Here is a 26,381-nt window from a genome sequence, read left to right as displayed (position 1 = left end):
ACGATGTGGCCGAATATCAAATGACCACATTGGAAGCCAAACAGATTTGGGGGAACACCATGAACTTTTCTCGAAAGATTCTTGCTGCCAGCGCGGCCCTTGCCTTCATGGGCGGGACATTGCTCACGGCTCAGCCTGCGTTGGCGGACGATGGCTATGCCAACTGCAACGTCTGGATCCACTACGAGTTCAGTGTGGGAGGCACCTGCAATTCCGATGCCCCGGGCACTGAGTATCAGGTCGCGGGCAAGTGCCGTCATGTCCCCACCGGCCATGAGGCTATCGTGACCGGGCCCTGGCGGTGGCAGATGCCTGCCTCGCAAGGCTTCAACACCTCCTACGCCAACTGCCCGGCAGGCACCAGGGCCGTTCAGGTTTGGCGCAACGTGCGATGAGCAGTCCTCACATGAAACTCACCACTAAGCTGCTCGGGGGCCTCGCCGCATGCGCACTGGCCCTCTCCGGCTCCGCTCCCGCCAGCGCCGCCACCTCCTACCCCACTCCCACCCCTACGCCCACCGACTGCTACGGCGCCTTGCTGACCATGGAACCGAACCGGAATCTCGGTGCGGTCTTCCTCAGCGAGGGCAAGCTTCGCTGGGAACACAGCAGCTGGTCCTCGCCCGTTCCGTTCGACGCGACCTACCTGACGCAACTCGGTGGTTTGGGCGACGATACCTTCGGCAAGTTCTCCTACTTCGGCACATCCTCAGACGGCAAAGCGAAGTTCTACAACCAGCGGCAGGACCTCCAGGCAGACGGCACCTGGAAGCACTCCATCGACGGACCGGTGACCACCATCGGCAACGGCTGGTTCCAGAAGTCCATCACCACCGCCTACAGCGGAACAGCCGACGTCCGGGGCCAGCAGTTCATCTTCCGACTCACCAGCGGCGGCGAGCTCTACCGCTACACCATCGATTCGAGCGCCCGGACCATCACCGGCACGGTCAAGGTGTTCGACGGAGGCGCCTCCATCACGTCGATCGGATCGGCGCCTTCAGTTGCCATCAACGGCAAGCCTGTTGCCGTCTTGATGGCCACCCTCTCCACCGGCGAGCTGCGCCAGTACCTCATCCCGGATGCCACACCCACCCAGTGGAGCTCCAAGACGATCCGCCCGGCTGCGGGGAACGGTTGGCAGAACTTCACGGCCATCACCGCCAGGAACTGCGATAGCAAGGGGCAGATAGTGCTGGGCTACATCAAGCAGCGCTTGGTCGCCGCCTACTACGACCCCACCGGCCTGACCGCCAATGACAAGGACCTCGGCGGCGGAGCCTCCTCCATGCCCGCGATGCCCGAAGGCACCCGGGTGTTCGGCTAGCGCCCACTTACTCACTGGAAAGGGAAGCCGACGACGGCGGCAGCACCCGCCGTCGTCGGCATTCAGCCGTGGGGCGATTGTCAGCATCCATGGCGAGAGTGACTCCCCCAAAGGGACCTTGATTGTTGGCTGGCAGCCGTTCAATCCCGCGGAGCTGTCCGTAAGGGGATCCCCAACCGGGCGCGTAAAGCGTCCGTTGAGCCACCGGCTTGCGGACTCAGTCTTGACCTCGCTAGCTATAACTCGAGGAACACCCCCGGCCGTGCTTCTCTGCCCTCCGCCGTGTGAACCATTCCATCGTGGGTGAAAACCACATCCACAAACCCTTCGCTCTCGGCTTGTAATGTCATAGGATGCCGTTCCAACCAGAGCACGAAAGTTTCACCGATCAGCCTCCCGCGACAGCCGCGGTGTGGCGGTACATGGACCTTGCCCGTTACTTATCTCTCCTCGAAAACGAAGCACTCCACTTTGCGCAAGCTGAGGTGATGAGTGACCGCTGGGAAGGCGCTTATGGCGCGCCGAATCGAATTCGGCGACCTGCCTGGCTCACACCTGAGATTGATGCAGCGGACGCGACCGTTCGGTCTCGCATGCGGTCCTGGGTCCGGAAACATACCTACTTAAACTGCTGGCACCTTGGGGAGTACGAGTCGGCTGCGATGTGGGACATCTACCAACGAGAAGGCCGTGGAGTTGCCGTCCGATCAACTTGGGGCTCGCTAACCGCCAGCATTATCGATCCTCGGCCCATCTTCGGCACACGCGTTAAATACATCGACTACACGAGTACTTACATTCCCGAGGACAACAACTTCGACGCTTACGTACACAAACGACTTAGCTTCGAACACGAAAAGGAAGTCAGGCTTGCTGCTCTTCTTGAGACCGAAACTAAATCTCCTTCTGCCGTGGTTCCCATCTCGGTTGACCTGAACAGGCTCATTCAGAGCGTGTATGTAGCTCCAGATGCACCGTTATGGGTAGCTGACACGATCGAATCCGTGAGTAGCCGATACCCCTACAACATCAACGTCCTGCAGTCGGATCTTGCCAGCGACCCCTTGGAGTGAAGGCATGAATAGGCCTGGGTGCGTGCACTGTGAGCCATCCTCTATTGGGCACTTCAACTCCAAGGCAGGTCAGTTGGCTTATGTATGTCTGGTCGATTCGCTTGGGTCTTTGGAATCTGACCCAAGGAGCGGTCCAGGATGCAGAGCTGCCTTGAGCTCCGCGGCCGCCTGCTCTCCAAGAGGTAGGAGGATATCCAAAAAATCCCCGTAAGCCGTCGCATTGAGCAGCGCATCCGGCATCCCGATGGTAGAGGAACTCACCCGATCTCGAAGGGGAAGATCAGGGACCTCAGCATGAATCATTTTGAAATACGTCGTAAACATCATCGCAATGGCCCCCAGCTCCCAGTATCTCTCCCGCAACTCCAGATACCGGGCCTTCGCCGGTTCGCTTAATTCCTTGAACGCCCGGGGCAGCAGCGGCTCCACCAACTCCATGAGATCGTCCAAACGTCTTGTCACCTCAGGGCGAAGATGGTTCTCAATCCAGAGACTCTCGAACTCAGCCTGAAACTCAGGCCAAGTCACAAGCCGGAGGTTAGTCAGATCCGCAGCTGCGAATGCCCCCGACTGAAAGCCGCCCGATGTGATGATGTAACCAACGTTGGCGCCACCATCCTGCACAACGGTACGAAACCCGTGCACCACGTTCTTCGGAATTGAGCTTTTCCACCGTTTGCATTCGCAGAAGATGGTGTTAGTCCGTCCATTGACCGTTTCAACGGCTACGACATCTACCTCAGCCACGTCCCTGGCAAGTGTGACCGTCTTTTCGACCTCAGCCTGCATACCGCATTCAACAAGGATTCGAGCAACTTCGCTCTGGAGATCGCGCCAATTTTCGGGCTGCCGTTCAGTAATCATCCAAACAGCTTGCCAGATTAAGCCGAGTATCCAGCGGTACGTTAGCCGGTCTTCCACCGGCCGCCATGCAGTCCCAGATAGCGCTCATCAAATTTCGCGTCATTCTGCGGAACCAAAATTCCCGTAAGACCCGCCCGCAAAACTGCCCGGTGAAGGTGCCCTAAACGCTACATAGTTTCCGGTCCACTTACTTCACTATGGAACGCCCTCGGCGGGATGAATCAAGTCGAAACAGCTACTCCACAGTCACCATCACCGACGGCCAGCCCGAGGCTCCGTCCGGCACCGGATCGGCACGCTTTTCGGTCTGGGTTTCCCCGGTGGCGTCGGTGGCACGGGCCTTGACGTAGTGGATGCCGGGTGTGGCGTCCCATTCATAGGACCACTGGCGCCACGTGACGGTGGAGGCCTCGGTGGAAAGGGTTGCTTCCACCCAATCGCCGTCGTCGATCTGTACTTCCACTTTGGTTATTCCCCGTGTCTGCGCCCAAGCTGTGCCGCCCACCGCGACCTTGCCTGGCGGGAACTTGGCAAAGGACGCCGGCACGTCTACGCGTGCCATGGTCTTGATGGGGCCGCGCTCTGACCAGCCGCGCTCAGTCCAGTAAGCCTTGCTGTCCGCGAAGCGGGTGACTTCGAGTTCCACCACCCATTTGGTGGCCGAGACGAACCCGTACAACCCCGGAACCACCATTCGCACGGGATAGCCATGCTCCAGTGGGAGTGGTTCCCCATTCATGCCGATGGCCAGCATTGCATCGCGGTCATCTTGGAGGACTTCCAGCGGGGTAGAGGCACTGAAGCCGTCAATGGAACGTGAGAGCACCATGTCCGCGCCATCTTTTGGTTTGGCCATGGCCAGGACTTCGCGGATGGGCATTCCCAGCCATTTGGCGTTTCCGGCGAGCTTTCCGCCCACCGGGTTGGAGACGCAGGTGAGGGTGACGTGCGATTCGATCAGATCGGCGTCGAGCAGGTCCTGGAAGGTGAGAGTTACTTCCTTTTCAACCATTCCGTGCACCCGCAGTACCCAATCCTCGACATTGATTTCCGGGACGCTCAGGGCTGTATCAATGCGGTAGAACTCGTTGTTCGGTGTCAGCCACGAGGAGACTCCTGCCACTGGGGACTGGACGCCGGCTGGAACAGGGGGCGCAGCCTTCAAAGGCGACGGCAGCGTGAGAGCATCACGGGCCTGAGCTATGTTGTTGCGCGCGGCACCGAGCAACCGCCCACCGGTCGCCGCGATTCCGGCAGCTACCGCGGTGATCCCGGCAGCAGCGAAGAAACGACGGCGGCTGGTGCCGGCGCCCCCAACCTGGGCATCGGCGTCGGCCGCCATATCGGCGGGGGCTTCAGGCCACGCTTTCATCCTCCACAACGGCAGCATGAGACGGCGCAGGACGATGAGGCCTGCAATGGTTCCCAGCACGGAGGGGATGGCGTCGGCAGGCCCCACACCGGCACGGGTCAGAACGGCGGCCACAATCACCGCACCCATGAAGAGGACGCCCAGGACGCCAAGTGCCCACTTCTTGTAGGCCACAACGCCCAGAACGCAGGCCAGTACGGCGATAGTGACGCCCATACCTACGAACAGCGCGGCTTTGTCGTTCGTGCCGAACGTGGCGATCGCAAAGTCCTTCATCCACGGCGGAGTGAAGTCGATGAAGGTGGATCCCAGCGCAAACACCGGGGTTGCCCTGGCCGTGAAGAACGCGCCGATCAGTTCCGCTACGGCGAGCACGACGGCGGCCGACACCACGCCTGCCAGCGCTGCCATGGTTTCGGGACCTTTGGTCCGGAGTCCGAGCTTTTTCATGTAGGGAGTTCGTAGCGGGCGGCAGCGGGGATGGGTGACCTAAATGGTAAATTAATCCAATTGATAGAAATATACCTCCGGAGACCGCTGCTTTGGCTCGGCACCTCCATCAGCAAAGGATCATGATGCAGACCAGAAGTTCATACCGAAAGCCGTTAGTTGCGGTGGCCGCATCCATTCTTATCACCACAGCCTTGGGTAGCTGTGCGGCTGGCGCACCCGCCCCCGCCGACACTCCCGGCACGAGCTCCACGCCATCACAGAGCCCGGACCGCAGCGACACAGCAGCCTCCCCTCAGACTGAGCCGCCTGCTGGCAACTCCGGCCCCGAGGGAAGGCTCGACCCGGCCACCGAATATCTCACATGGGACAACGGCAACAGAATCCTGGGTGATGAAAACGGCGGACACACTCCTGACATCGCCAGCTCCCTGACGAATCCCAACGCCGGTTGGCAGGCCGACTACAGCCGCATGGCTACAGACGGGATGATGACCTTCACCTCCGACAACACGCAATGCAAGGTGCGAACGCTCCAGGTGCGCAACCAACCCTCCGAACTGGTACCCGGTGACGACAGAGCATCAACGCTGAAGGTCCTAGCCATCCTCATCCCTGGCAAGAAGGATCTCGCCGCAAACGTCAAGGATGCGAGCTTGGGCTACGGCATGGCGGGCAATCGTGGAGTGGACATGCTGTCGCTGACCTACACATCGGGCGACTCCTATGGCTATACCGCGGTACGAACTTTCAGCAAGCCGGCGGTCACCCTCAAGGTCGAAGCGCTCTGCCCCACGATCGAGACCCTCAAATCCACCCTTCCCGAGATCCACAACAACATCAGCATCAACGCACGCTGAAGCCCCACTTTGAACATTTGTTCATAATTTTCCTTGAACAGATGTTCAAAGTGCATTAGCCTGCTTCGTATGACCCAAGCCACATTTTCCGATTCCGCCTCCACACTTTTCATCAACGGCTCGTGGGAGTCGGCCGCGTCGGGCGCCGTGCGGCAGATCCGCAACCCGGCCGACGGCGAGCTGGTCGCCACGGTGTCCGAAGCCGGCCGCGAAGACGCAGAGCGCGCCATTTCCGCAGCCCGCAAGGCCTTCGATTCCGGCGTTTGGGCAAACGTCCCCGCTCCGGAGCGCGGCGCTTTCCTACTCAAGGTCGCCGCGGAACTGCGCGAACGCCGGGAGAAGTTCGCCCGCGCCGAATCACTGGACACCGGCAAGCGGATCATCGAAAGCCGCATCGACATCGATGACATCGCCGCTTGCTTCGAATATTTCGGACGCCTCGCCGGGCAGTCGGCGGGCCGTGTAGTGGATGCCGGGGATCCCGCCGTCGTGAGCAAAATCGTCTACGAGCCCGTGGGAGTCTGCGGCCTGATCACGCCGTGGAACTACCCGCTGCTGCAAGCTGCGTGGAAGATCGCTCCCGCGCTGGCCGCCGGCTGTACTCTCGTCCTGAAGCCCGCCGAGCTGACCCCCTCCACCGCAATCCTTGCCATGCAGTTGCTGCAGGATCTGGGCCTGCCGGACGGCGTCGCCAACCTGGTGACCGGCCCCGGCGCGCAAGCGGGCGCACCGCTTTCGGAACACCCCGACATTGACTTGGTTTCCTTCACCGGCGGCTTGGAAACCGGCAAGCGCATTGCCGCCGCCGCAGCCGGCACCGTCAAGAAGGTCGCGCTGGAGCTCGGCGGCAAGAACCCCAACGTGGTGTTCGCTGACGCTGACTTCGACGCCGCCGTCGACAATGCGCTGAACGGCGCCTTTGTGCACTCAGGGCAGGTCTGCTCCGCCGGAGCTCGGCTGGTGGTGGAGGAATCCATCGCGGAGCGTTTCGTCGAGGAACTGGTCCGTAAGGCCAAGAACATCCGTCTCGGCGGCCCGTTCGATGAGTCCGCCGAAACCGGACCCCTGATTTCCGCGGCCCACCGGGAGAAGGTGGACGCCTACGTCCAGCGCGGTGTTGCCGAAGGCGCGCGGCTGCGGTGCGGCGGCGCGGCCCCTGAAGGCGAAAAGTTCGACGCCGGTTTCTACTACCAGCCGACCATCCTGGACCGCGTGACCAGGGGAATGTCCGTAGTGATCGACGAAGCCTTTGGCCCGGTAGTAACAGTGGAAACCTTCCGCACCGAGGACGAAGCTGTGGCCACCGCCAACGACACCATCTACGGACTGGCCGGAGCCGTCTGGACCCAGGATGCCGGCAAGGCCCAGCGCGTCGCTGGCCTTTTACGGCACGGCACGGTCTGGATCAACGACTACCACCCCTACCTTCCGCAGGCCGAGTGGGGCGGCTTCGGCCAGTCCGGCGTCGGCCGCGAACTCGGCCCCACCGGGCTGGGCGAGTACCAGGAAGCCAAGCACATCTACCAGAACACCAGCCCCCAGGTGACCGGCTGGTTCGCAGACCACGGCAAGGAGAAATAGATGCACGTTGACACCATTGAGAACCTCAGCGAGCGCGGGTTCGATTACGTCGTCATTGGCGGAGGATCCGCCGGAGCTGCCGTGGCCGCCCGGCTGAGCGAGGACCCTGCCGTCACCGTGGCCCTGGTGGAAGCCGGTCCGGATGACCGGAACCTGCCGGAGATCCTGCAACTGGATCGCTGGATGGAGTTGCTGGAATCCGGCTACGACTGGGATTACCCGGTGGAACCCCAGGAAAACGGCAACTCTTTCATGCGCCACGCCCGCGCGAAGGTCATGGGCGGCTGCTCCAGCCACAACTCCTGCATCGCTTTCTGGGCTCCCCGCGAAGACCTGGATGAGTGGGAATCGAAATACGGCGCCACGGGCTGGAACGCTGCTGCCGCCTGGCCCTTGTACCAGCGCCTGGAAAGCAACGAGGACGCCGGACCGGACGCTCCACACCACGGCCACGACGGCCCGGTGCACCTGATGAACGTTCCTCCGAACGATCCCGCCGGCGTCGCGCTCCTTAATGCCTGTGAGCAGACCGGCATCCCCCGTGCGAAGTTCAATGACGGCACCACAGTGATCAACGGTGCCAATTTCTTCCAGATCAACCGCCGCTCTGACGGGACGCGTTCTTCAAGCTCGGTGTCCTACATCCATCCCATTATGGATCGGGAGAACTTCACGTTGCTGACCGGCTTGCGTGCCCGCCAACTGGTGTTCGACGCGGACAAGCGCTGCACCGGCGTCGACGTCGTGGACTCGGCCTTCGGCCGCACGCACAGGCTGAACGCGCAACGCGAGGTCATCCTGTCCACCGGCGCCATCGACTCCCCCAAGCTGCTCATGCTTTCCGGCATAGGCCCGGCCGAACACCTGGCCACGCATGGCATCGAGGTCCTGGTGGATTCCCCGGGCGTCGGCGAGCACCTGCAGGACCACCCGGAGGGCGTGGTGCAGTTCGAGGCCAAGCAGCCCATGGTGCAGTCCTCCACCCAGTGGTGGGAGATCGGCATCTTCACTCCCACCGAAGAGGGCCTGGACCGCCCGGACCTGATGATGCACTACGGCTCCGTCCCGTTCGACATGAACACCCTGCGCTACGGCTACCCCACCACGGAGAACGGCTTCAGCCTGACTCCGAACGTCACCCACGCGCGTTCCCGCGGGACGGTCAGGCTGCGCAGCCGTGACTTCCGGGACAAGCCCATGGTGGACCCCCGCTACTTCACCGATCCGGACGGCCACGACATGCGAGTCATGGTGGCCGGTATCCGCAAGGCCCGCGAAATCGCCACACAGCCGGCAATGGCTGAATGGACCGGTCGGGAGCTCTCCCCTGGCATCGAAGCGCAGACCGATGAGGAACTGCAGGACTACATCCGCAAAACGCACAACACCGTGTACCACCCCGTCGGCACTGTCCGCATGGGATCGGTGGACGACCACATGTCACCCTTGGATCCCGAACTGCGGGTCAAGGGCGTTACCGGATTGCGCGTGGCGGACGCCTCCGTCATGCCGGAACACGTCACCGTCAACCCGAATATCACCGTGATGATGATCGGCGAACGCTGCGCCGATCTCATCAAGGCCGATTTCAACAACAGCCGGACGGAGGAAACCACGACGGCGGAAGCCGGCTTCAGCTTGTCTGTCGCCTGAACAGGCACCCTGCTTTTAGACCCACGCAACAAACAATGGGGGAACAGCCGGAGGCACAGCGTGGTGCCCGGCCTTTGATTTCGACTGCGACCAACGGCGGCCGCAGGTAATCACCATTCGTGCACGTCTGAACTAGGAGTTCGCATGTCAGAACCCAGCAAATTAGGACCCTGCAAGAGCGATGCAAGCGGCATGGACGAGTTTGGCTATGCCCAAACCCTGGACCGCAGCATCGGTAAGTTCGCCAGCTTCGCCGCCGGCGTCAGTTACATCTCCATTCTCACCGGCGTTTTTCAACTGTTTTACTTCGGATTTTCGACGGCGGGACCCGCCTACGCCTGGTCGTGGCCCATCGTCTTCGTCGGCCAGCTGATGGTCGCCCTGTGCTTTGCAGAATTGGCCGGACGCTACCCGGTGGCCGGATCGGTCTACAACTGGGCCAAGCGTCTCTCGACTGGAACGTGGGCCTGGTTGGCGGGCTGGTTGCTGTTGCTCTCCTCGATCATGGCCCTGGGTTCGGTTGCCTTGGCCCTCCAAATCACGTTGCCCCAGATCTGGAGCGGCTTCCAACTGGTGGGTGATGGAACGGGGCCCTATGACTTTGCGGTCAACGGGGTTGTCCTGGCCAGCATCATGATCGGCATTTCCACCCTCATTAACGCGTTCGGCGTGAAACTCATGACCATGATCAACAGCGTGGGCGTGTTCGTGGAACTGGTTGCGGCCGTCCTGCTCATTGCGGCGCTTATCTGGCACTCCGTGCGGGGGCCGGAAGTCCTCCTGGATACTGCCGGATTCGGTGAAGAGCATCCCCTGGGCTTCTTCGGAGTGTTCCTCATTGCTGCCATGGCTTCGGGGTACGTCATGTACGGCTTCGACACCGCCAGCTCCTTGGGCGAAGAAACCAAAGACCCCAAGAAGACTGCGCCCAGGGCGATCCTGCGTGCCGTTACGGCATCCTTCCTCTTGGGAGGCCTGCTCCTCCTGGGCGGAATCCTGGCCGCGCCGGATCTCTCCGACCCCAAGCTGGGAGCCGCCGACGGCGGCCTGCAGTACATCGTGTTGTCGGTGCTGGGCGGACCTTTCGGCAAGGCCTTCCTGGCGTGCATCGTGGTGGCCGTGGTGGTCTGCACACTGGCCGTCCATGCAGCAGCCATCCGGATGATGTTCGCCATGGCCAGGGACAACAACCTTCCCTTCAGCCGTCAGCTCAGCAAGGTGCATCCCACGCGTAAGACTCCCACCGTCGCTGCCATCGTCATCGGTGTAGTGGCCGTTATTCCGTTGATCGTCAATATCTCCCAGCCAGCCATCTTCACCATTCTCTCCAGCATCAGCATCGTCCTGATCTACCTGTCCTACCTGCTGGTGACGGTGCCCATGCTGCGGCGCCGTTTCCTGAAGAAATGGCCCCTTAAGGACGACGGATCAGAACCGGGATTCAGCCTCGGCAAATGGGGGCTGCCCGTGAACATCCTGGCCGTGCTGTGGGGCGGTGCCATGACACTGAACCTGGTGTGGCCGCGGCCGGAGATTTACAACTCGGTGCCGCCGTTCGAGTGGTACCTGCAATGGGGCGGTGTGATCTTTGTTGGCACAGTCATCATCGGCGGCACGCTGCTTTACCGCCTGCGCATCAGGCACAAGACCGGAGTCCTGGCCGAACACGCAGCCGTCGCTGCGCCTTCGGATCCGGAGCCGGACCCGGCCTTGGTGGTAGCTCAGAAATCGTGACCCACGCCCGGGCGGTCTCAGACAAACGCAGATTTACCCGTTACCGCCCGGGCCACGATCATGGAATTGATCTCGTAGCTGCCCTCGTAGGTGTAGAGGATCTCGGCGTCGCCGAAGAGCTTGCCCATCTCGTAATCCGTGGTGATCCCGTTCCCGCCCAGGAGGGAGCGTCCCATCGCCACGGATGAGCGCGCCAGCCGGGTGGTGGTGGCCTTGCACATGGCAGCCTGCACCATTTCGAGCTTCCCGGCCTGCTGGATCCGCGCGAGTTCCACCATCATGGACAGCGATGCGTTGGCATTACCCAGAATGTCGGCGAGCTGCTGCTGGACCAGCTGGAAGCGAGCCAGCTCCTTGCCGAATTGATGACGCTCCAAGGCGTAGGACCGGGCGATATCAAAGGCAGCCAATTGGATACCCGCAGCCTGCCACCCAACCCAGGCCCGGGAATCGCGCAAAAGATCATTCGCCCGCGAGAACTCGGTGGCACCCGGCAGCAGGTTCTCCAGCGGAATGCGGACCTCGTCCAGGACGATGTCCGCATTCTGCATGATGCGGAGTCCGATCTTGTTGGAAATCTTGGTAGCCGAATATCCGGGGCGGTCCGCCTCCACGATGAAGCCCTTGATCTGCCCGTCGGATTCGTCACGCGCCCAGACCAACGCGAAGTCGGCAATCGTGCCGGCCCCAATCCAGCGCTTGGCACCGCTGATGACCCATTCGCCGCCGTCGCGCCGCGCCGTCGTCGAGAGTCCTCCGGCGATGTCCGAGCCGTGGTCCGGTTCGGTGAGGGCGAAGGCGCCAAGCTGGGTGAAAGCTTCCAGCCCGGGCAGCCACGTGCGCTTCTGCTCGTCGGAGCCGAGCTCGTTGATCATGCCCACAATGAGCTCGTTATGGATGCCCACCAAAGCCGAGAGTGACACGTCAGCCCGGGCGATTTCGGTGTACATGAGGCCCTTGAACAGCTTGCTGGAGCCGTCTGTTTGCAGTCCGCCGAGCCCGAATTTGGCCATGTCGGCAAGCAGCCCGAACGGGAACTCCTCGCGGTTCCAGTAGTCGATGCTTGCGGCCCGGATCCGGGTCTGCAGGAACTCCCTGATCTCCAGATATCGCAAGCGCTCTCCGGCCGGGAGCAGGTCGATCACGTGCATCAGGTCCGCCTCCGGGTAAGGAGGGAGGACGTGTTCTGTTGCCGCACCACTGGTGACGGTGCCGGCAGCTTTCTCGTCGAGCATTAGACCCCTTCGTCATGTCCCGCACGGGCTCTTCCAAACCCTTGGATGTCCTAGTATATTGCAAGGTGATGTGGATCACTAGGCGGGCTGCTTTGGGCAACGATGCCAAGGCAACCCGAAAGCGAAAGGCGGACTATGACAGTCACAGAAGACTTCCGTGCGGCCCGCGACCGGCTGCTGGAACTGCGCGAAGACTACAAGGAAGCACACAACGAGTTCCAGTGGCCCCGTTTCGAGGAGTTCAACTTCGCACTCGATTGGTTCGACCAGATCGCCGCAGACGAGGCCAGAGGCAGCAGGCCCGCCCTGGTCATTGTGGAACAGGACGGCAGCTCCACGCGCCGCTCGTTCAAGGACCTCTCGCAAAGGTCATCCCAGGTAGCCAACTGGCTCCGAAGCCAGGGCGTCCAGCGCGGCGACCACATGATTATCATGCTCGGCAACCAGGTTGAACTCTGGGAACTCATGCTGGCCGGCATCAAACTGGGCATCGTCATGATCCCCACCACCACCCTCATGGGTGCCCGCGATCTCCAGGACCGCGTTGAGCGCGGTGGGGCCAGCTGGGTGGCCGTCGGAAGTGCCAACATCAGCAAGTTCGCCGCAGTGGAAGGCGATTACACCCTGATCGAGATCGGCGCGGAACCCACCATCGCCGACGCCAAACAGTACGCAGATTCGTACGACGCCGGCACGGACTTCAGGCCCGACGCCGTCACCAAGGCAGATGAGACACTGCTGCTCTACTTCACCTCCGGCACGACGTCACGGGCCAAGCTGGTGGAGCATACCCACAGCTCGTATCCTGTGGGCCACCTGTCCACCATGTACTGGATCGGCCTTGAACCCGGCGACGTACACCTGAACGTCGCCTCGCCTGGTTGGGCCAAGCACGCCTGGTCCAACGTCTTCACCCCGTGGATCGCGGAGGCCTGCGTCTTCATTTACAACTACGAACGCTTCGACGCCGCCGCCCTCATGGACCAGATGGGCCGCGAAGGCGTCACCAGTTTCTGCGCCCCGCCCACCGTGTGGCGCATGCTCATCCAGGCCGACCTCACGCAGCTCACTACCCCTCCCCTGAAGGTCGTCTCAGCCGGCGAACCACTCAATGCGGAAGTCATTGGGCAAGTAGAGGAAGCCTGGGGCGTCACTATCCGCGACGGCTTCGGCCAGACCGAATCCACTGTCCAGATAGCCAATACTCCCGCGCAGGCGGTGAAGATCGGCTCCATGGGACGGCCGCTGCCCGGGTACGACGTCGTCCTGGTGGACCCGGTCACCGGGCAGGAAGCCGACGACGGCGAACTCTGCTTGCGCTTGGACCCCCGGCCCGTGGGGCTCATGAAGGGCTACTTCGGCGATGAAGCGAAGACCGCCGACGCCTTCCGCGACGGCTACTATCACACGGGCGACATGGCCAGCCGGGACGCCGACGGCGTCATCACATACGTCGGCCGGGACGACGACGTTTTCAAGTCCTCCGACTACCGTTTGTCGCCTTTCGAACTTGAAAGCGTCCTGATCGAACACCCCGCAGTGGCGGAGGCCGCCGTCGTACCTTCGCCTGATGCCGTGAAGCTGTCGGTGCCCAAGGCGTTTGTGGTGCTGGCTGCCGGCTATGAAGCCGGGCCCGCTGTGGCCGAGGACATTCTCAAGTATTGCCGCGAGCATCTGGCACCGTTCAAGCGCATCCGGCGGCTGGAATTCGGCGAGTTGCCCAAGACTATTTCCGGCAAGATCCGTCGCGTGGAACTGCGCGGCACGGAAGTCGCCCGGCACGGCGACGGTCCGTTGCCCTCAGGTTTGGGCGTGGAATACTCCGAGGAAGAGTTCCCGAATCTGAAAGACTAGCCAACCGAACACTCGACCAACCAAGCAAACGAAGGAGGCCCATGGGCACCCCGCTCCCCCGCGACCCCATCGCCGACGCCCAGCGCAACTGGGAACGGCATGGCTGGGGCGACGTTGCCGCGCCCATGGCTGCCATTACAGCGATTATGCGCACCCAGCAGATCCTGCTGGCGCGCATCGAAACGGTGCTCAAACCGTTCGGGCTGACCTTTGCACGCTACGAACTGCTGGCGCTGCTGAGTTTCGCCCGCAGCGGCGCGCTGCCCATGAACAAAGCCAGCGCGCTCCTGCAGGTGCATCCCACCTCGGTGACCAACGCCGTCGACCGCCTGGAAAAAGCCGCCCTGGTGGCGCGTTCCCCGCATCCAACAGACGGACGCACCACCCTGATCGAGCTCACAGCCGAGGGCCGCACCCTCGCGAAGAAGGCGACGGCGGCACTCAACACCGAGGTTTTCGGCAAGTCAGGTTTCGGGCCCGACGACGTCGATCACCTCATCCGCGTCCTGGGCACCTTCCGCAGGGACGCCGGAGACTTCGAAGACTAAGGCGCTGAACGGGCTTTCAACGTGTCCGGGGTTTCTACGTTCTGGAAGGCTGATGCCCGGGCAGGCTTGGCGCTTTCGATTGGTAAGTATGCCCAGTGGGCGTGCGGATTTCCAAGGTGTGCACGTCGGCACGCACAGCACGGGTGCCCCACCCGGGGTTTTCCTTCGTGTGGTTACATGCTTCGCATAGTCCTGCGCCATTAGCGAGGTTTGTTTGTCCTCCGGAACGCCACGGAACCACATGGTCAATATGCCGGATGGGCGCGTCGCAATACGGGGTCCGGCAGGTGTCGTCGCGGGTTTCGATGAAGCGCCGGAGCCCACCAGCGAAGACCCGGGCCTTGGAGTCGGCGGCAAGGAGTTCTCCCGTGGCCGGCGCGGTGTAGAGCCGGCGAAGCCAAACAGTTAGCTCTGTCTTCGGCACTGCCGCATGATCTTGACCGGTTTGCCCTGTTCCGGAAGCTGCGTTCGCACCTGGCTGTCCCAGGGCTGCGGTTTGTCCTGAGGTGGCGGCTTGCGCCAGGGTTGCGACTTGCCCCGATCCGAGCAGTTCCCTTCCCCATTCAGCGGGGACGATTCCATAGCCCTTGAGCCGGGCTGGTTCACTGTCACCTTGGAACAGGGTGCGGTCCGTCATAACGAGGTCCAGGTTGATCCCGGAAATCCCGCCCGGGGTACCGGTGATGCGTTCGACGAGGGTATCGGCCATGGCTTGACCGCGGTTCCGGCCATCGCCGCTGGAACGGGCTGAATCAGCGGCCCGGGTCAGCGCCGCATAGACCGCCACTCCCTGGGCAACAGGAAGGAGGGCCGTCAGGTAGGTCATGGTGTCCGGCGCCGGACGCAGGCTCACTGTCCTCTCGGTTGCAGCGCGGCTGGCACGCCCGGCCACTGACCGGGGATCCCTCCGATATGCGGCAGCTTTCGCCGCGGCCACGATCGCTTTGTCGCCCTTCCCGACAAAGGTCCCTGTGTCGGGGGCGAGCTCCTTGTCGACAGCGGCACGGTCCTCAACAGACAGGCATGCGGTTTCTTTCACCAGCAGCGTGGCACGCCACTCATTCAGCTGCCCGGACTGCAGCGCCGCCAAGGTGTGCGGCATCTCGATCACGAGGGCCTTCGCCAAACCAAGCAACCGGGAGCCACGGTTCGGTGATTCCCTCCTTGCCAGCGCCACTTGGGCTCCCACGCCCTGGCCGCGCTCCGAGGAAGGGACCCCTGCCTCGGCCTGCTCCTGACGTTGAGCCAGATCAAAAGCCACAGCAACCCGCGCCTGCAAAGCGGTGATCGCCGACTTCATCTCCTCCAGGGCCCGCAACTGCTCGATCAGGTCCCCACAAACGGTGCTGGCTGTACCCCTGCCTGGCTGAACGGAATCCACAACTACGGGAGCGCGCCCGAGCGCCACTGCGGCGCCCGTATGCCTCTTCCCAATTCGTTCCATTCCCTTACTCTGGCAGCAGGCACTGACAATATAAGGTCAGCGATCACAGGGAAGCCCCATAGCCTTTGCGCAGCAAGGGAGTCCCTCGGAGGACCTCCCTCAAGCGGGACTCCCACCCCCGCCGTGAACCTGATGTTCTGGATCCATGACCACAACCTTTCCCACCGCCAAGACCCGGCGTCTGCCGTTGGTGACCTACGTCCTGGCAGCCGGAGTGTTCCTGATGGGAACCACCGAGTTCATTGTTGCGGGGATACTGCCGGAGATCGCCAGTGACCTAGGCACCTCCGTGGCAAGTGCGGGACTCATGATCACGGTGTTTGCTGTCGGCATGATCGTGGGTACCCCCACAATGTCCATCCTGACCCTCAAGCTGCCACGCCGGCTGACGCTGAGCCTCGCGCTGGTGGTGTTCTCTGTTGGTCACGTCATCGTGGCGCTCACCTCCGATTTCACGCTCATTCTTGGCGCTCGTTTCCTGACGGCGTTGGCGACAGGCGCTTTCTGGGCGGTAGCCGCCGTCGTGGGTGCCAAAGCTGCAGGTGCTGCGGCAGCCTCGCGGGCGCTAGGGGTGGTGTTGGGCGGCGGGATGCTTGCCAACGTGGTGGGTGTTCCCCTTGGGGCGTTTGCCGGTCAGGTGATTGGCTGGCGGGGACCGTTCTGGATACTCGCTTGCCTGGCCCTGGTGGGTGCAGTTGCCGTGTACCGGTTGGTTGCCTCGGATCCTGTTTCCGGACCCACCCCGTCGGTGCGTGCTGAGCTGGCGAGTATGCGGGACTCGAGGGTTTGGCTTGTCCTGGCGGGCTGCGCGATTGTGTGCGGATCTTCCTTGGCCGCCTACACCTTCATCTCTCCGCTGCTCACCGAGAACACCGGGCTTGCCGCAGCCGCGGTTCCGCTGGTGCTGATGGCGTACGGCGTCGGGGCGTTCATCGGATCCACTCTGGGTGGCCACTTCGGGGCACACCACCCGTACCCGGCCCTGTTCATCTCAGCAGGCATGACATTCCTGGTTCTCGGAGCCCTCTTCCTGTTCTCCCACTACGCCGTGGTGACAGTGGTCCTGATCTTCCTGCTGGGCCTCTTCGGCATGGCCACCAATCCGATATTGATCGGGAAGGCAGTTGGATATGCCGGGCATGCGCCCACCCTTGCCTCAGCGCTTAGCACTTCAGCATTCAACCTGGGTACGGCCGTGGGGTCGTGGATGGCCGGCTTCGCGCTGGAGTCCGCGCTGGGAGCCACAGGTCCGGTGCTGGTGGGCACTGGGGTCGCGGCGCTCTATTTCCTGCCGCTCACGGTGCTGATGCTCAAGGATCGGAAGGAAGGTGCTGTGGCATGAAGGGCAGCACCGCTGGACTTGACCATCGGTGAGGGAGCCCGGTCACCCGGGGCATCCTTTGCCCGCTCGGCCCTTTGGCGATCCCGCCAGGCAGGAGATCCTGCCCGCGGCGAAGCGAACATCTCCAGCGCATCCTTTGCCACGCTCTCGATCGCCAGTCCCTGCTGATCGATGATTCGCTGCACGAGTAGCTTCTCATCCGGTTCCTGAACTGGCATGGCCCAAACCTACTTCACCGCGCTCCCCCAGACCTCCAGTGTCCTCTTCTACCGCCCCCGGTCGAACCCAAACCAAGAGATCAGGGGGTAGCTGCCAGCCGCATGGTGATCTGCTTTGGTGTCACGCTGAAGCATCTCCGCGCGACGTTTCCGCCTGACGCTTCTGGGCCGCCCAGGTCCGCTTCCGGCACCGGGCTGAGCAGTAAATAGCGTCTTTGCGGTGGTAGTTCCCGCCGGGAAGGAAGCGGTATCCGCACCCCGGGCAGTTTCGCCACTGCTGGATCCCTTCGGCCATGGAGAGCCCCAGCTCCTCTGAGTTCTTCCCCCCCCTTCACGGATCAGCCGGACCTCAATGAGAGTCGATATCCGGGACCTCTGATACTTGATGCGGCGCCGGTGCCTTCTGTCTGCAAGCATGCGAGCAGTACCGCGCCTGCGTCCTGGCATCGCAGGCCAGCAGCTTTCGGCAACTCTGGCAACGCCGACGTTGTCCCACACACTGATTCTCCCTCCATATCTAACCGAAAGCACCGGCACTACATGAGCAGCAGAGCCACCCCAGGGGCCTAGCAAGCGGGCGCCCCGTGAGCGGGCAGTTCATATGACTGGCATTATTTCTAAACACCCTTTATGGTTAGCCCAGACGCTGGGGGAAATCACTGGTACTGGTTTATCCAGATATTGGAGGATGCATTCGGTGTTCTAAAAAAATGGAGATCCGACACCGCACTTCCCCCTGCCTCTTCATGGCTCAGGGGAATCTGTGGGCGGATATTTTGGAAATTGGAACCAGGGGGAAGCACAAAGAATATTCGTCGCAGTGTCGCAGGGGGGATCCTCGCTCTTGCATTATCGGCAGCAGGTGGCGCAGCAGCCGTGGCCTCAACCGTTTATCCCAACGAGGGCGGCACCTGGAATTACGGTGTGAGTGGTGGAGTGCATCTTTACTCCGATTATTTCAATCAAGTCCGGTGCCACGCATCGTCGACACAAAATGACTGGGGCTACTCATCATCAGGTGAGATGGCAGCAAACACTTGGGCAAACAACTCCCAACCGACGACGGCCTTCCAGAACAACCGCGCGTACTACCGCGTTTGCTAGCGGAACAAGACTCGCGGTGCACCGGTGTGAAAACCGGTGCAGCGCGGGACCGTAGGGTGGAAATATGCTGAAAATACTTGTCCGTTTTGCTGCCGTGGCGATCGCAGCACTAATCGCATTGGTTGCTGGCGTCTATGCATCCGCGGCGGACCTGGACGGTTTGCCAGACGCTGAACACGTTGCATCAATACGTTTCGACAACAGTCAATTATCTCGCGATGAAATAATTGATAGACTCAATCATTACGCTGACTCCACGGGTACTGACATAGCTCGTGTAGCAAGCGCACCAGATGACTTCCTAAACAAGCGTGTTGCCTTCAAATTCGGTTCCGGTGCGATTCAAGACACGGACATTGATTGGTTCTCTCCGACGATGAGCGGATCAATAACCGACTCAAGCAATCTCGGATTTACATCATTAAACGGCGTTTACGCTCTGCATAGTGGGAGCACCAAAGCAGTATCCTTTCAAGGATGGGTGAGGAGCGACCTGGGCGCCGATATTTCGCTGAAAGAAAAAACGTCTGCAGGTTTGCTAACCTACGCGCTGCTAACTGTCGGAGCGTGGGTGCCGATGTCAGCGGCGATTCTTCTGCTTGGGGCGACGATCATGTCCTGGTACGTCCTGCGTGCTCACGGCCGAGAGTTGAGAATCCTGGCCGGCATGCGCCTTTCGACCATCGTGCTCAGTGACCTTCGCTCGCTCTTCGGAGCGTTGGGCATTCCCGCACTGGCAACCTTCCTGGGCTCCATCGCGGTGGTGCAAACGACCGGATTTGGCCGGCTGGACTTCTTTGTTGGCACCCTCGCATTTTTCACGGCCGTGGTCGCAGCACTCGCCATCGTTGTGGCCCTGCTCATGGGAATGGTCACACTTCCTGCCGTGAGAGATATAGCAGCGCGCCGACCGTCCGAACGAGGTTCCTGGGTAATCAGCGAGCTACTTAAAGTAGCCGCAGTGGTCATTGTCGCCGCCATCCTGCCCACAGTCTTTGGAGTGGTGGGCAATGCTTCGGCCGCTACCGCTCAGGGCGCGATCTGGAAATCCATGGGCGACAGCGTCACGGTACGAGTCGCAAACCGGCTAGGCGATACCGAAAACACAGCTTTCGGTGGCCTCATCCGGGAAATGTCCAAGCGGGATGCAGTGATGTTCTCGATGTCGTTGAGTTCTGACAGCGTCAACGTTGTGGACGAAATCGCCCGGAATGACCTTAAGGAACTTGGTTTCGACAGCATCGTACTGACCGGGGAAAAGTACCTGAACACCGTTAATGGGGCCGGCGGCGCTACCTGGGAACCAGTTACCACTGTGCAGTCCCTCCAAGACCTTCCCGGCTCGATCACCCGCCAGCTACTTCCCAATCTGGAACTTTGGACCGTGGCGCGGACCTTGCCGGACGTTCATCTATACAGCAACACGGGGGAAGTCCCGATCACGGTATCAGGGGGAATGGCTGGAACTCTGGACAACAGTCACCGTCCACTCATCATCGCGATGAATGATATCAGCCAGTTCAATGACTCCTTCCTGGCGGCGGCCCTGACCCGCGGCAACATTGTGTTTACCGATCCCGAGGGGACCAAAGCGCTCCTGGAACAACGACAGCTGAACTCCGAGGTCCTGTCAGTGGACCGCATAGCCGATTTGGGACTCTACGACGCCCAGTCAAAACAGCGGAATGCGCAACTGGGCGCAGCGGCGATTGCCCTGGCCGTCCTTGCCCTCGTCATGTGCGTCAGCGTGACCGCTTGGATTTTTGCGCTGTTACGTCGGCGCCGCTGGTTCGTGCAACGCACAGCAGGGAAGGCGTGGAGCGCCGTTCTCCTGCCACGACTGCTCTGGGAAGCATGTGCTGCCCTGCTCTTTGGCGCCGTCATGGCCGTGTCCTTCGCGGCCGTATCCCCCTCAAATATCTGGATTTCCTGGTTTGCTCCACCGACATACCTAGCTGTTGTTTGGCTTATTCATCAATGGGCTGCCACCACGACGTTCCGCACGACACTCGCACGAAGAGGATAGAACTATGCAACTGCGCGCTGAGGGAGTATCGGTCGTCATAGATGGCAAACCCGTCCTTGACTCCGTATCCGTACAAGCCGAACCTGGCCGAATGCTCGTGCTTGCCGGGAAGAGCGGAAGCGGCAAGACAACCCTGCTGAATGTCCTCGGCCTACTACGACGAGTCGATACCGGCACTGTGCTGGTCGGGGATCAAAACGCCACGAAGTGGAACGACGCTCGACGCCGGCGTTTTTGGCGGGACCACGTGGCCTTCGTTTTCCAGGACTACGGGCTTATCGAAGAATCAAGCGTTGAATACAACGTCACGGTCGGACGCCGCGGCATCCTCGGCCTCCGACCGGCCCAACGCGAACGCGTCAACCAAGTACTGAGCCACGTTCTACTCTCAGGCCGCGGCAAGGAACAAACCGCTCGATTAAGTGGCGGCGAGAAACAACGCGTCGGATTGGCCCGCGCGATGTTCCGCGGAGCCGACATCGTTCTCGCTGACGAACCGACAGCTTCACTGGATCGAAAGAATCGCGAGCTAGTGATCAACTTCCTCATCGAAGAAGCACGACGCGGCGCTACCGTCGTCGTAGCAACACACGATGAGGACCTCATGGACGCCGGCGATGACCTCATCCGGCTGGGCGAACAACCAGCACCCGAACCCAGCGCCGTTGAGCGCTGACGCGCTGGAGTCTACTTCGCGCCTGTATGATGGCTTCTCCCCGCGCTACAGGGCAGGCCCGTGGCCCTGCATCGCGGCGATCCAGCAGTGCTACACGCGGCACCCGAATGGACCTTCGCGTCCGGGAGCTGCCAGTAAGCTTTTACGGGATATTTGGGTGGTTGCCCTGGGTACGCCTTCGATGCGGACTTCCACTGTGGAGCGGTCGAGGTCCCTGCCGGGGACAAGCTTGGCGCGCAGTTCGTGGCCTTTGGCCGCCGACAGTGGCTTTGAAGGCGTCCGCGGTGGTGTCCACGGTCCGCGCCACAGCGGCTTGGATCAGCGGCAGATCGTCGGCTGCCGCGTCAGCGGCTGCTTGTTCTCCGCGTTTGGTGTGGCTCACCGCGAGTAGGTTGCGGTTGTAGGCACGGTCCAAACGGGACAGGCGGGCCAGTTCCTGGTCAGCGACGGCATTTTCCAGAACCAGCGGGTTGCCGCTGGTGATGGCTTTGGCCTGGGCGAAGTTCAGGGTGTTATCCCCGATGTCTTCGATTTCGCGGACGCCCAGGCGGCCGCGCATGATCTTGTTGATGGACCGGGATTTGCGTTCCAGTCCCTGCCACATGAAGGAATCGAAGGATTCCTTGGTGACGACTTGGGAGATGCGGACCTCGGGGTTCTGGTTGCCTTGGCGCAGGATACGGCCGTGGCGTTGCTCGACGTCGGCCGGCCTCCTTGGGGCGTCCATGTCCACCAGGTGCACGGCACGTTTTTGAATATTCGTGCCGACACCCAACTCGATGTTGACCCAACGATCACGGCGATCTGACCGGAACGTGCGGCTGCGAACATCCGGCCTTTCTCGGTGACGTTTTTGGCTTCGCGGATGAACCGCACCATGTGTTGGGGAACGCCCCGGCGCCGGAGCTGATCTTTGAGTTCGCCGAAGAGGTTCCATTTTTCCGAGGGTGTGCCGAAGTCGCAGAAGACCAGTTGCAGGGCACCGGGGACGGGTTCCGGTTCCCCGGTGGAGGGTTCGGTGTAGGTGCGGTCTTTGTGTTCTTCGTACACGTTGGCCAGCAGGTCCGCTGTGGCGCTGATCTTGATGGTTCCGTCCTGGAAGAGTGCGGGATCCACTAGCCAACATCACCCCGAATAGTTTGCGCGCTTCGAGGGCCGGGGCGTCCGGGTAGAAGTCAGCCGCTGACAGCGCGCCAGCCCGTAAATGGTCAGCCGTCCGTTCGTGTCTTTTTCGACGACGGTTGGACGCCTTGTCCGTATTCGCTGGCCGCCCACGATGCCAACAACTGGAGACGCTCGGCCGACGGCGACCCGGGCTCGGCGGCGTAGATCGTGAGAGTCAGCCCGGGTTCTGCGGCCATTTCCAGGCCCTCGAAGGCGAGCGTCATCTCGCCGACGATCGGATGGTTGAACGTCTTGAATCCAGTGCCATGGTGGCGGACGTTGTGCGCACCCCAGCGGGTGCGGAACTCCTCGCTGCGGGTGCTGAGTTCACCAATGAGATCGTGAAGCTCTTTGTTGTGCGGGTCCCTGCCGGCTTCAGTGCGCAGGATGGAAACCGTCACCTCGGCGAAGGCGTCCCAGTCCGGGTAGAAATCGCGGGCACGGTCATCCAGGAACGTGAACCGTGCGATGTTGGGTGCCTGGCCCGGCATGTCGTAACAGTCCTTGTAGAACGCCCGGGCCAACGGATTAACCGCCAGTAGATCCATCCGGCCATTGCGGACGAACGCGGGTCCTGCCGTGACAGCATCCAAGGCCCACTGCAGGCTCTGGTGGGGCACATAGGATTTCGAGTTCCGGCGTCGCGGCGGTCGGGCAACTGGACTCGCTGCATGGGCCAGATCAAAGAGGTGGGCACGCTCGGCATCATCCAGCTTCAGTGCCCTGGCGAGGCTCTCGAGTACTTGCGGCGAAGCGCCACTGATGGCGCCGCGCTCCAGGCGGGTGTAGTACTCGACGCTCAGCCCGGCAAGCGTGGCCACCTCGCTCCGACGCAATCCCTTGACACGTCGATTCGAGCCGGCCGGCAATCCAACCTGCTCAGGGGCCACTTGGGCGCGCCGGGAGATCAGGAATTCGCGTACTTCTGCCCGATTGTCCATACCTTCACACTAGTTCCGGGCCGCAGCGGGAGGGAGTCCCTTTGAGGGCCCCCAACGGCTTACGTCGGCTCGGCCTTCCGGCGCGACACCAACACGGGACTGTGGGCATGGTGAAGCACAGCGTGGGCTGTGGACCCAATGGTGCCCTTGATGAGTCCATGCCCTTTGGTCCCCACCACCGTTAGGCGTGCTCCTTGCGAGGCTTTGACCACCGCCCGTGAGAAGGAAGCATCCACCAGCAACTCTCCGGCCACCGAGATCCCGGGTGCTTTGTGGCGGGCTTGGCTCAGCACCGAGTCAAGCATCGCTTCGGCGTCAGGGTATGCCTCCACGGGCTCCCGCAACCGCCGGTAGCCATCGGGTTCGTGCAGTACGTGAACGATCATGAGTTCGGCACCCGTTGCTGCCGCGAAAAGGCAGGCATCCTCAAGGGCTGCCGGTGACCCTGAGTCATCAATGGCAAGCAGCACCCGGCCCTCGGGATGGTCATCCGAACGGATCACTGCCACCGGGCACTCTGCCGTTGCGGCCATCTCCAGGCTGACGGATCCCACCAGCAAACCCATGAACCCGCCAAGTCCCCGGCTTCCGAGCACCAACATCGCAGCGCCGACCGAAACGTGGGCGAGATGGTCGCGTGGCATTCCGTGAAGTAGCGTGGTGCGGACTTCCAGATCGGGGACGGTCTCCTTTGCGAGCGCCAGACCCTCTTCCAGGACTTTCTGGGCCGCACGTTCGAGGCCGCTGTCGGCCACACCGGGGACAGGCCCCCTGTTATGGGACAGCAGGACCCACAGGGAACAGTGAACAATCTGCAGGGCACAATCCCTCAGAACCGCGTGGCGGGCTGCCCATTGGACGGCACGCTTCGCTTCTTCGGATCCGTCATAGCCAACCACGATCGTGCGGGTTTCCGTCATGGCCAGAGCCTACGCTGGCGCGGGAAGCGGCACCATAGCGTAACGCCCGCCGCCAAAACCCAGTACGCTGCTAGGCTCCGATGCTGACACTTCAGGAGGAAACACCGTGGGCTTTGCCGAAGAACTCAGGAACCAGTACGCCGAAGATTGGGACGCTGCCGTCAACCATCCGTTCGTGGAGCAACTGCTGGACGGGTCCCTCCCGGACGAGGACCTGCGCCACTACCTCGTGCAGGATTACCAGTTCTGCGACGCGTTCACGGCCCTCCTGGGCCAGGCCGTGGCGTCGGCTCCTTCCCTTCCTTCGCGGCTGGTGTTTGCTGGAGTCCTCGGAGCCTTCGCTTCGGACGAGAACACGTACTTCCAGGATTGCTTCAATGAACTGGACGTACCTGAAGCAGACAGGACAACACCAGCCCTCGGACAGGCCACCCGCGATTTCGATGCCCTCATGCGCAGCGCCCTCGCCACCCGTTCCTACCCGGATGTCCTGGCCGTGCTGCTGGTTGCCGAGTGGCTCTACGGCGACTGGGCAGCGCGCGCAGGCAATCCTGACAGCTGGCCCGCCGAACCCAAGCACGCCGAGTGGATCCGTCTCCACAACAACCCTGGGTACAACGCGTGGGTGACGTGGTTGCGCGACGAGTTCGACGCCGTCGAACCTTCATCGCCGCAAGAGCGGCAACGCGTGGCTGCGACGTTTGCGGAAGCGGTGCGGCTGGAGCGGGCGTTCTTCGACGCGGCGCTTGTCAGCGCAGCTATCCGCTAGCTCTGCTTCCGCAGGGTGTAGCTGAGCTCCACCAGGCCTTGGTCGTAGCTGTTCACGTCCACGAGTTTCAACAGCGCGGGGTCGTGTCCGGCGGGGAAGACACCCCGGCCGGAGCCCTGCCCCACCGGCATGACCACCAACCGGACCGCGTCAACCTCGCCTGCCGCAAAGAACGTCTCACCGAGGGACAAGCTCCCCCACAGAACAATGTCCTTGGTGGACTCGCGCTTGATGCGGCGGATCGCTTCGATCGCATCGCCGGATTCAATGGTCGACGGCGGGAAATCACCCCACGGGGCTTCCTTCAGTTGGCGGGAAAACACGTGGCGGCGCAAACCATTCAGGGCTGGCGCGATGATCTCGCCCTCCGACGCGGGCGTCGGCCAGAACTCCACGAAGTATCTGTAGGTGTTGGCACCCAGAACCATGGCTTCAACGCTGCCGAGCCATTCGAGTTGGGCGCGATCGAACTCGGCTGTTCCACCCTCCAGCAGCTCATAGGCCTTGAACTCATTGTTGGTGTCGGCGGCGAATCCGTCGGCGGTGACAAAATCCTGGACGATCAGCTGTCCCATGGCTCACTCCTCGAATGCGGTGATGGCCTGCAGGAGCCTACGCCGCGAAGTATGAGCGGACAACCCTTCTGCGGTTCTCCTGCTCAGCGGACCCGTGTTCATCGGACCCGCGGCAGGCCTCAGGAGTTCCCGCCAGGTTCGTCCAGTGCCAGCTGTCAGGGCAGTCGTCGTTGTCGCAAAATTGCCAGGTCATGGGGTCCCTCATTGTCGCCTGTTCGTGTGTCCATAGATAGAGGACACACGAGCAGCCGGAACGTGACGAAGGAAGGACCGTGACCTGCGCCCCATTAACCTGCCGAAGTGAAGGTCAGCCTGCTGAGGTGAACGCGAAGATCAGCGCCGAGCCCAAGGACAGGAGACCGATGCCGTAGCCCACAGCCAAAGCGGCAATGGCGAATCCGCGTCCCCGTTCGCCGCGCTGCTGAATCTGGTTCAAGGCCACGTGTCCTGCCCCAACGACGAAGACCGCGATGACTGCCATGCCCGCGAAGAACAGCCCCACGAGGGCAACGACTGCCATTGCGGCGGCTACGAGGGCCAGCCGGTTGATCGGCTGGGTGGATGCTTCAGTGTGGTTAGCCTGAACGATCTCCGTTGACATGTTCTCTCCCCATTTGTAAGTGCACCGAGTCTATCCCCGCCGCACCCGAA

At 61.8% G+C, this 26,381-nt stretch carries 26 protein-coding genes; 15 read left to right on the top strand and 11 right to left on the bottom strand.

Going from position 1 to position 26,381, the window contains the following annotated elements; translation table 11 throughout:
• Positions 1-59: 59 nt before the first annotated feature.
• The 3 genes from N7568_RS14250 to N7568_RS14240 all read left to right on the top strand — a co-directional run bounded on the left by N7568_RS14250 (position 60) and on the right by N7568_RS14240 (position 2,400).
• The gene (locus N7568_RS14250) at positions 60-395 is read left to right on the top strand and encodes a hypothetical protein (RefSeq protein WP_261610454.1); all 336 of its coding nucleotides are present in this window, start codon (positions 60-62) and stop codon (positions 393-395) included.
• An 11-nt stretch (positions 396-406) separates the two neighbouring features.
• A complete protein-coding gene (locus N7568_RS14245) occupies positions 407-1,327 on the top strand; it encodes a hypothetical protein (RefSeq protein ID WP_261610453.1) in 921 nt (306 codons plus the stop codon).
• 911 nt (positions 1,328-2,238) lie between these two features.
• On the top strand, positions 2,239-2,400 hold the full coding sequence (locus N7568_RS14240) for a hypothetical protein (protein ID WP_261610452.1): 162 nt from the start codon (positions 2,239-2,241) through the stop codon (positions 2,398-2,400).
• Positions 2,401-2,478: 78 nt separating this feature from the next.
• On the opposite strand, the gene N7568_RS14235 is transcribed toward N7568_RS14240, so the two are convergent.
• Positions 2,479-3,264, bottom strand: a complete 786-nt coding sequence (locus tag N7568_RS14235; protein WP_261610451.1) for a restriction endonuclease — start codon at positions 3,262-3,264, stop codon at positions 2,479-2,481.
• A 235-nt stretch (positions 3,265-3,499) separates the two neighbouring features.
• A complete protein-coding gene (locus tag N7568_RS14230) occupies positions 3,500-5,086 on the bottom strand; it encodes a molybdopterin-dependent oxidoreductase (RefSeq protein WP_261610450.1) in 1,587 nt (528 codons plus the stop codon).
• Positions 5,087-5,208: 122 nt separating this feature from the next.
• On the opposite strand from N7568_RS14230, the gene N7568_RS14225 reads away from it, so the two are divergent.
• From N7568_RS14225 to N7568_RS14210, 4 genes are all read left to right on the top strand, one after another.
• Positions 5,209-5,946: a hypothetical protein gene (locus N7568_RS14225; protein WP_261610449.1), complete on the top strand. Its 738-nt coding sequence runs from the start codon at positions 5,209-5,211 to the stop codon at positions 5,944-5,946.
• Positions 5,947-6,015: 69 nt separating this feature from the next.
• Positions 6,016-7,527: an aldehyde dehydrogenase family protein gene (locus N7568_RS14220; protein WP_261610448.1), complete on the top strand. Its 1,512-nt coding sequence runs from the start codon at positions 6,016-6,018 to the stop codon at positions 7,525-7,527.
• Positions 7,528-9,180 (top strand): GMC family oxidoreductase, encoded by a 1,653-nt coding sequence (locus tag N7568_RS14215; RefSeq protein WP_261610447.1) that lies wholly within the window; start codon positions 7,528-7,530, stop codon positions 9,178-9,180. It abuts the gene before it with no gap.
• Between the two features lie 144 nt (positions 9,181-9,324).
• Complete coding sequence (locus N7568_RS14210; protein WP_261610446.1) at positions 9,325-10,914, top strand: APC family permease; 1,590 nt, start codon at positions 9,325-9,327, stop codon at positions 10,912-10,914.
• A 17-nt stretch (positions 10,915-10,931) separates the two neighbouring features.
• Here N7568_RS14210 and N7568_RS14205 read toward each other — a convergent pair whose 3' ends face one another.
• Complete coding sequence (locus tag N7568_RS14205; protein WP_261610445.1) at positions 10,932-12,149, bottom strand: acyl-CoA dehydrogenase family protein; 1,218 nt, start codon at positions 12,147-12,149, stop codon at positions 10,932-10,934.
• Between the two features lie 135 nt (positions 12,150-12,284).
• Here N7568_RS14205 and N7568_RS14200 point away from each other — a divergent pair, with 135 nt between their 5' ends.
• Both N7568_RS14200 and N7568_RS14195 read left to right on the top strand, forming a co-directional pair.
• Positions 12,285-14,003: an AMP-binding protein gene (locus N7568_RS14200; protein WP_261610444.1), complete on the top strand. Its 1,719-nt coding sequence runs from the start codon at positions 12,285-12,287 to the stop codon at positions 14,001-14,003.
• A gap of 41 nt (positions 14,004-14,044) precedes the next feature.
• Complete coding sequence (locus tag N7568_RS14195; protein ID WP_261610443.1) at positions 14,045-14,551, top strand: MarR family winged helix-turn-helix transcriptional regulator; 507 nt, start codon at positions 14,045-14,047, stop codon at positions 14,549-14,551.
• Between the two features lie 34 nt (positions 14,552-14,585).
• Here N7568_RS14195 and N7568_RS14190 read toward each other — a convergent pair whose 3' ends face one another.
• Positions 14,586-15,995, bottom strand: coding sequence for an HNH endonuclease (locus tag N7568_RS14190; protein ID WP_261610442.1), 1,410 nt, complete (start codon positions 15,993-15,995; stop codon positions 14,586-14,588).
• Between the two features lie 145 nt (positions 15,996-16,140).
• Between N7568_RS14190 and N7568_RS14185 the strand changes: the two genes are divergently transcribed.
• Complete coding sequence (locus N7568_RS14185) at positions 16,141-17,337, top strand: MFS transporter (RefSeq protein ID WP_261610441.1); 1,197 nt, start codon at positions 16,141-16,143, stop codon at positions 17,335-17,337.
• On the opposite strand, the gene N7568_RS14180 is transcribed toward N7568_RS14185, so the two are convergent.
• Positions 17,277-17,555 carry a hypothetical protein gene (locus N7568_RS14180; RefSeq protein WP_261610440.1) on the bottom strand — a complete coding sequence of 93 codons (279 nt, stop codon included), beginning with the start codon at positions 17,553-17,555 and terminating at the stop codon, positions 17,277-17,279. The genes N7568_RS14185 and N7568_RS14180 overlap by 61 nt on opposite strands.
• Positions 17,556-18,185: 630 nt before the next feature.
• Between N7568_RS14180 and N7568_RS25960 the strand changes: the two genes are divergently transcribed.
• The 3 genes from N7568_RS25960 (at position 18,186) to N7568_RS14170 (ending at position 21,361) form a co-directional block, all read left to right on the top strand.
• Positions 18,186-18,659 carry a lactococcin 972 family bacteriocin gene (locus tag N7568_RS25960; RefSeq protein ID WP_368736519.1) on the top strand — a complete coding sequence of 158 codons (474 nt, stop codon included), beginning with the start codon at positions 18,186-18,188 and terminating at the stop codon, positions 18,657-18,659.
• A 64-nt stretch (positions 18,660-18,723) separates the two neighbouring features.
• Entirely contained in the window at positions 18,724-20,685 is a 1,962-nt protein-coding gene (locus tag N7568_RS14175) for a hypothetical protein (RefSeq protein ID WP_261610439.1), read from the top strand.
• A gap of 4 nt (positions 20,686-20,689) precedes the next feature.
• Positions 20,690-21,361: an ABC transporter ATP-binding protein gene (locus N7568_RS14170; protein ID WP_261610438.1), complete on the top strand. Its 672-nt coding sequence runs from the start codon at positions 20,690-20,692 to the stop codon at positions 21,359-21,361.
• Between the two features lie 142 nt (positions 21,362-21,503).
• Here the strand turns inward: N7568_RS14170 and N7568_RS14165 are convergent, their stop codons facing one another.
• Entirely contained in the window at positions 21,504-22,103 is a 600-nt protein-coding gene (locus N7568_RS14165; protein WP_261610437.1) for a hypothetical protein, read from the bottom strand.
• A gap of 137 nt (positions 22,104-22,240) precedes the next feature.
• Between N7568_RS14165 and N7568_RS14160 the strand changes: the two genes are divergently transcribed.
• Positions 22,241-22,480 carry a hypothetical protein gene (locus N7568_RS14160; protein WP_261610436.1) on the top strand — a complete coding sequence of 80 codons (240 nt, stop codon included), beginning with the start codon at positions 22,241-22,243 and terminating at the stop codon, positions 22,478-22,480.
• An 89-nt stretch (positions 22,481-22,569) separates the two neighbouring features.
• Here the strand turns inward: N7568_RS14160 and N7568_RS14155 are convergent, their stop codons facing one another.
• Together N7568_RS14155 and N7568_RS14150 are read right to left on the bottom strand one after the other, a co-directional pair.
• On the bottom strand, positions 22,570-23,466 hold the full coding sequence (locus tag N7568_RS14155) for a helix-turn-helix transcriptional regulator (protein WP_261610435.1): 897 nt from the start codon (positions 23,464-23,466) through the stop codon (positions 22,570-22,572).
• A 59-nt stretch (positions 23,467-23,525) separates the two neighbouring features.
• Entirely contained in the window at positions 23,526-24,386 is an 861-nt protein-coding gene (locus N7568_RS14150) for a universal stress protein (RefSeq protein WP_261610434.1), read from the bottom strand.
• Between the two features lie 106 nt (positions 24,387-24,492).
• On the opposite strand from N7568_RS14150, the gene N7568_RS14145 reads away from it, so the two are divergent.
• Positions 24,493-25,155, top strand: a complete 663-nt coding sequence (locus tag N7568_RS14145; protein ID WP_261610433.1) for a TenA family protein — start codon at positions 24,493-24,495, stop codon at positions 25,153-25,155.
• On the opposite strand, the gene N7568_RS14140 is transcribed toward N7568_RS14145, so the two are convergent.
• The 3 genes from N7568_RS14140 to N7568_RS14130 form a co-directional block, all read right to left on the bottom strand.
• On the bottom strand, positions 25,152-25,730 hold the full coding sequence (locus N7568_RS14140) for a dihydrofolate reductase family protein (RefSeq protein ID WP_261610432.1): 579 nt from the start codon (positions 25,728-25,730) through the stop codon (positions 25,152-25,154). The two genes, N7568_RS14145 and N7568_RS14140, sit on opposite strands and share 4 nt — an antisense overlap.
• A 37-nt stretch (positions 25,731-25,767) precedes the next feature.
• Positions 25,768-25,923, bottom strand: coding sequence for a hypothetical protein (locus N7568_RS14135; protein ID WP_261610431.1), 156 nt, complete (start codon positions 25,921-25,923; stop codon positions 25,768-25,770).
• A gap of 114 nt (positions 25,924-26,037) precedes the next feature.
• A complete protein-coding gene (locus N7568_RS14130) occupies positions 26,038-26,331 on the bottom strand; it encodes a DUF4190 domain-containing protein (protein WP_261610430.1) in 294 nt (97 codons plus the stop codon).
• Positions 26,332-26,381: the final 50 nt, after the last annotated feature.

Origin of the sequence: Paenarthrobacter aurescens (assembly GCF_025421775.1) — a bacterium.
GTDB classification, from domain to species: Bacteria; Actinomycetota; Actinomycetes; order Actinomycetales; family Micrococcaceae; genus Arthrobacter; species Arthrobacter aurescens_B.
This window is presented reverse-complemented; position numbering and strand designations above follow the sequence as displayed.

Bases quoted from the DNA above. Each gene is read 5' to 3' on its own strand.
- N7568_RS14185 (WP_261610441.1), top strand. From the start codon at position 16,141: ATGACCACAACCTTTCCCACCGCCAAGACCCGGCGTCTGCCGTTGGTG.
- N7568_RS14195 (WP_261610443.1), top strand. From the start codon at position 14,045: ATGGGCACCCCGCTCCCCCGCGACCCCATCGCCGACGCCCAGCGCAAC.
- N7568_RS14235 (WP_261610451.1), bottom strand. From the start codon at position 3,264: ATGATTACTGAACGGCAGCCCGAAAATTGGCGCGATCTCCAGAGCGAA.
- N7568_RS14135 (WP_261610431.1), bottom strand. From the start codon at position 25,923: ATGACCTGGCAATTTTGCGACAACGACGACTGCCCTGACAGCTGGCAC.
- N7568_RS14140 (WP_261610432.1), bottom strand. From the start codon at position 25,730: ATGGGACAGCTGATCGTCCAGGATTTTGTCACCGCCGACGGATTCGCC.
- N7568_RS14205 (WP_261610445.1), bottom strand. From the start codon at position 12,149: ATGCTCGACGAGAAAGCTGCCGGCACCGTCACCAGTGGTGCGGCAACA.
- N7568_RS14155 (WP_261610435.1), bottom strand. From the start codon at position 23,466: ATGGACAATCGGGCAGAAGTACGCGAATTCCTGATCTCCCGGCGCGCC.
- N7568_RS14200 (WP_261610444.1), top strand. From the start codon at position 12,285: ATGACAGTCACAGAAGACTTCCGTGCGGCCCGCGACCGGCTGCTGGAA.
- N7568_RS14170 (WP_261610438.1), top strand. From the start codon at position 20,690: ATGCAACTGCGCGCTGAGGGAGTATCGGTCGTCATAGATGGCAAACCC.
- N7568_RS25960 (WP_368736519.1), top strand. From the start codon at position 18,186: ATGGTTAGCCCAGACGCTGGGGGAAATCACTGGTACTGGTTTATCCAG.
- N7568_RS14230 (WP_261610450.1), bottom strand. From the start codon at position 5,086: ATGAAAAAGCTCGGACTCCGGACCAAAGGTCCCGAAACCATGGCAGCG.
- N7568_RS14250 (WP_261610454.1), top strand. From the start codon at position 60: ATGAACTTTTCTCGAAAGATTCTTGCTGCCAGCGCGGCCCTTGCCTTC.
- N7568_RS14130 (WP_261610430.1), bottom strand. From the start codon at position 26,331: ATGTCAACGGAGATCGTTCAGGCTAACCACACTGAAGCATCCACCCAG.
- N7568_RS14150 (WP_261610434.1), bottom strand. From the start codon at position 24,386: ATGACGGAAACCCGCACGATCGTGGTTGGCTATGACGGATCCGAAGAA.
- N7568_RS14210 (WP_261610446.1), top strand. From the start codon at position 9,325: ATGTCAGAACCCAGCAAATTAGGACCCTGCAAGAGCGATGCAAGCGGC.
- N7568_RS14245 (WP_261610453.1), top strand. From the start codon at position 407: ATGAAACTCACCACTAAGCTGCTCGGGGGCCTCGCCGCATGCGCACTG.
- N7568_RS14175 (WP_261610439.1), top strand. From the start codon at position 18,724: ATGCTGAAAATACTTGTCCGTTTTGCTGCCGTGGCGATCGCAGCACTA.
- N7568_RS14190 (WP_261610442.1), bottom strand. From the start codon at position 15,995: ATGGAACGAATTGGGAAGAGGCATACGGGCGCCGCAGTGGCGCTCGGG.
- N7568_RS14215 (WP_261610447.1), top strand. From the start codon at position 7,528: ATGCACGTTGACACCATTGAGAACCTCAGCGAGCGCGGGTTCGATTAC.
- N7568_RS14225 (WP_261610449.1), top strand. From the start codon at position 5,209: ATGATGCAGACCAGAAGTTCATACCGAAAGCCGTTAGTTGCGGTGGCC.
- N7568_RS14180 (WP_261610440.1), bottom strand. From the start codon at position 17,555: ATGCCAGTTCAGGAACCGGATGAGAAGCTACTCGTGCAGCGAATCATC.
- N7568_RS14220 (WP_261610448.1), top strand. From the start codon at position 6,016: ATGACCCAAGCCACATTTTCCGATTCCGCCTCCACACTTTTCATCAAC.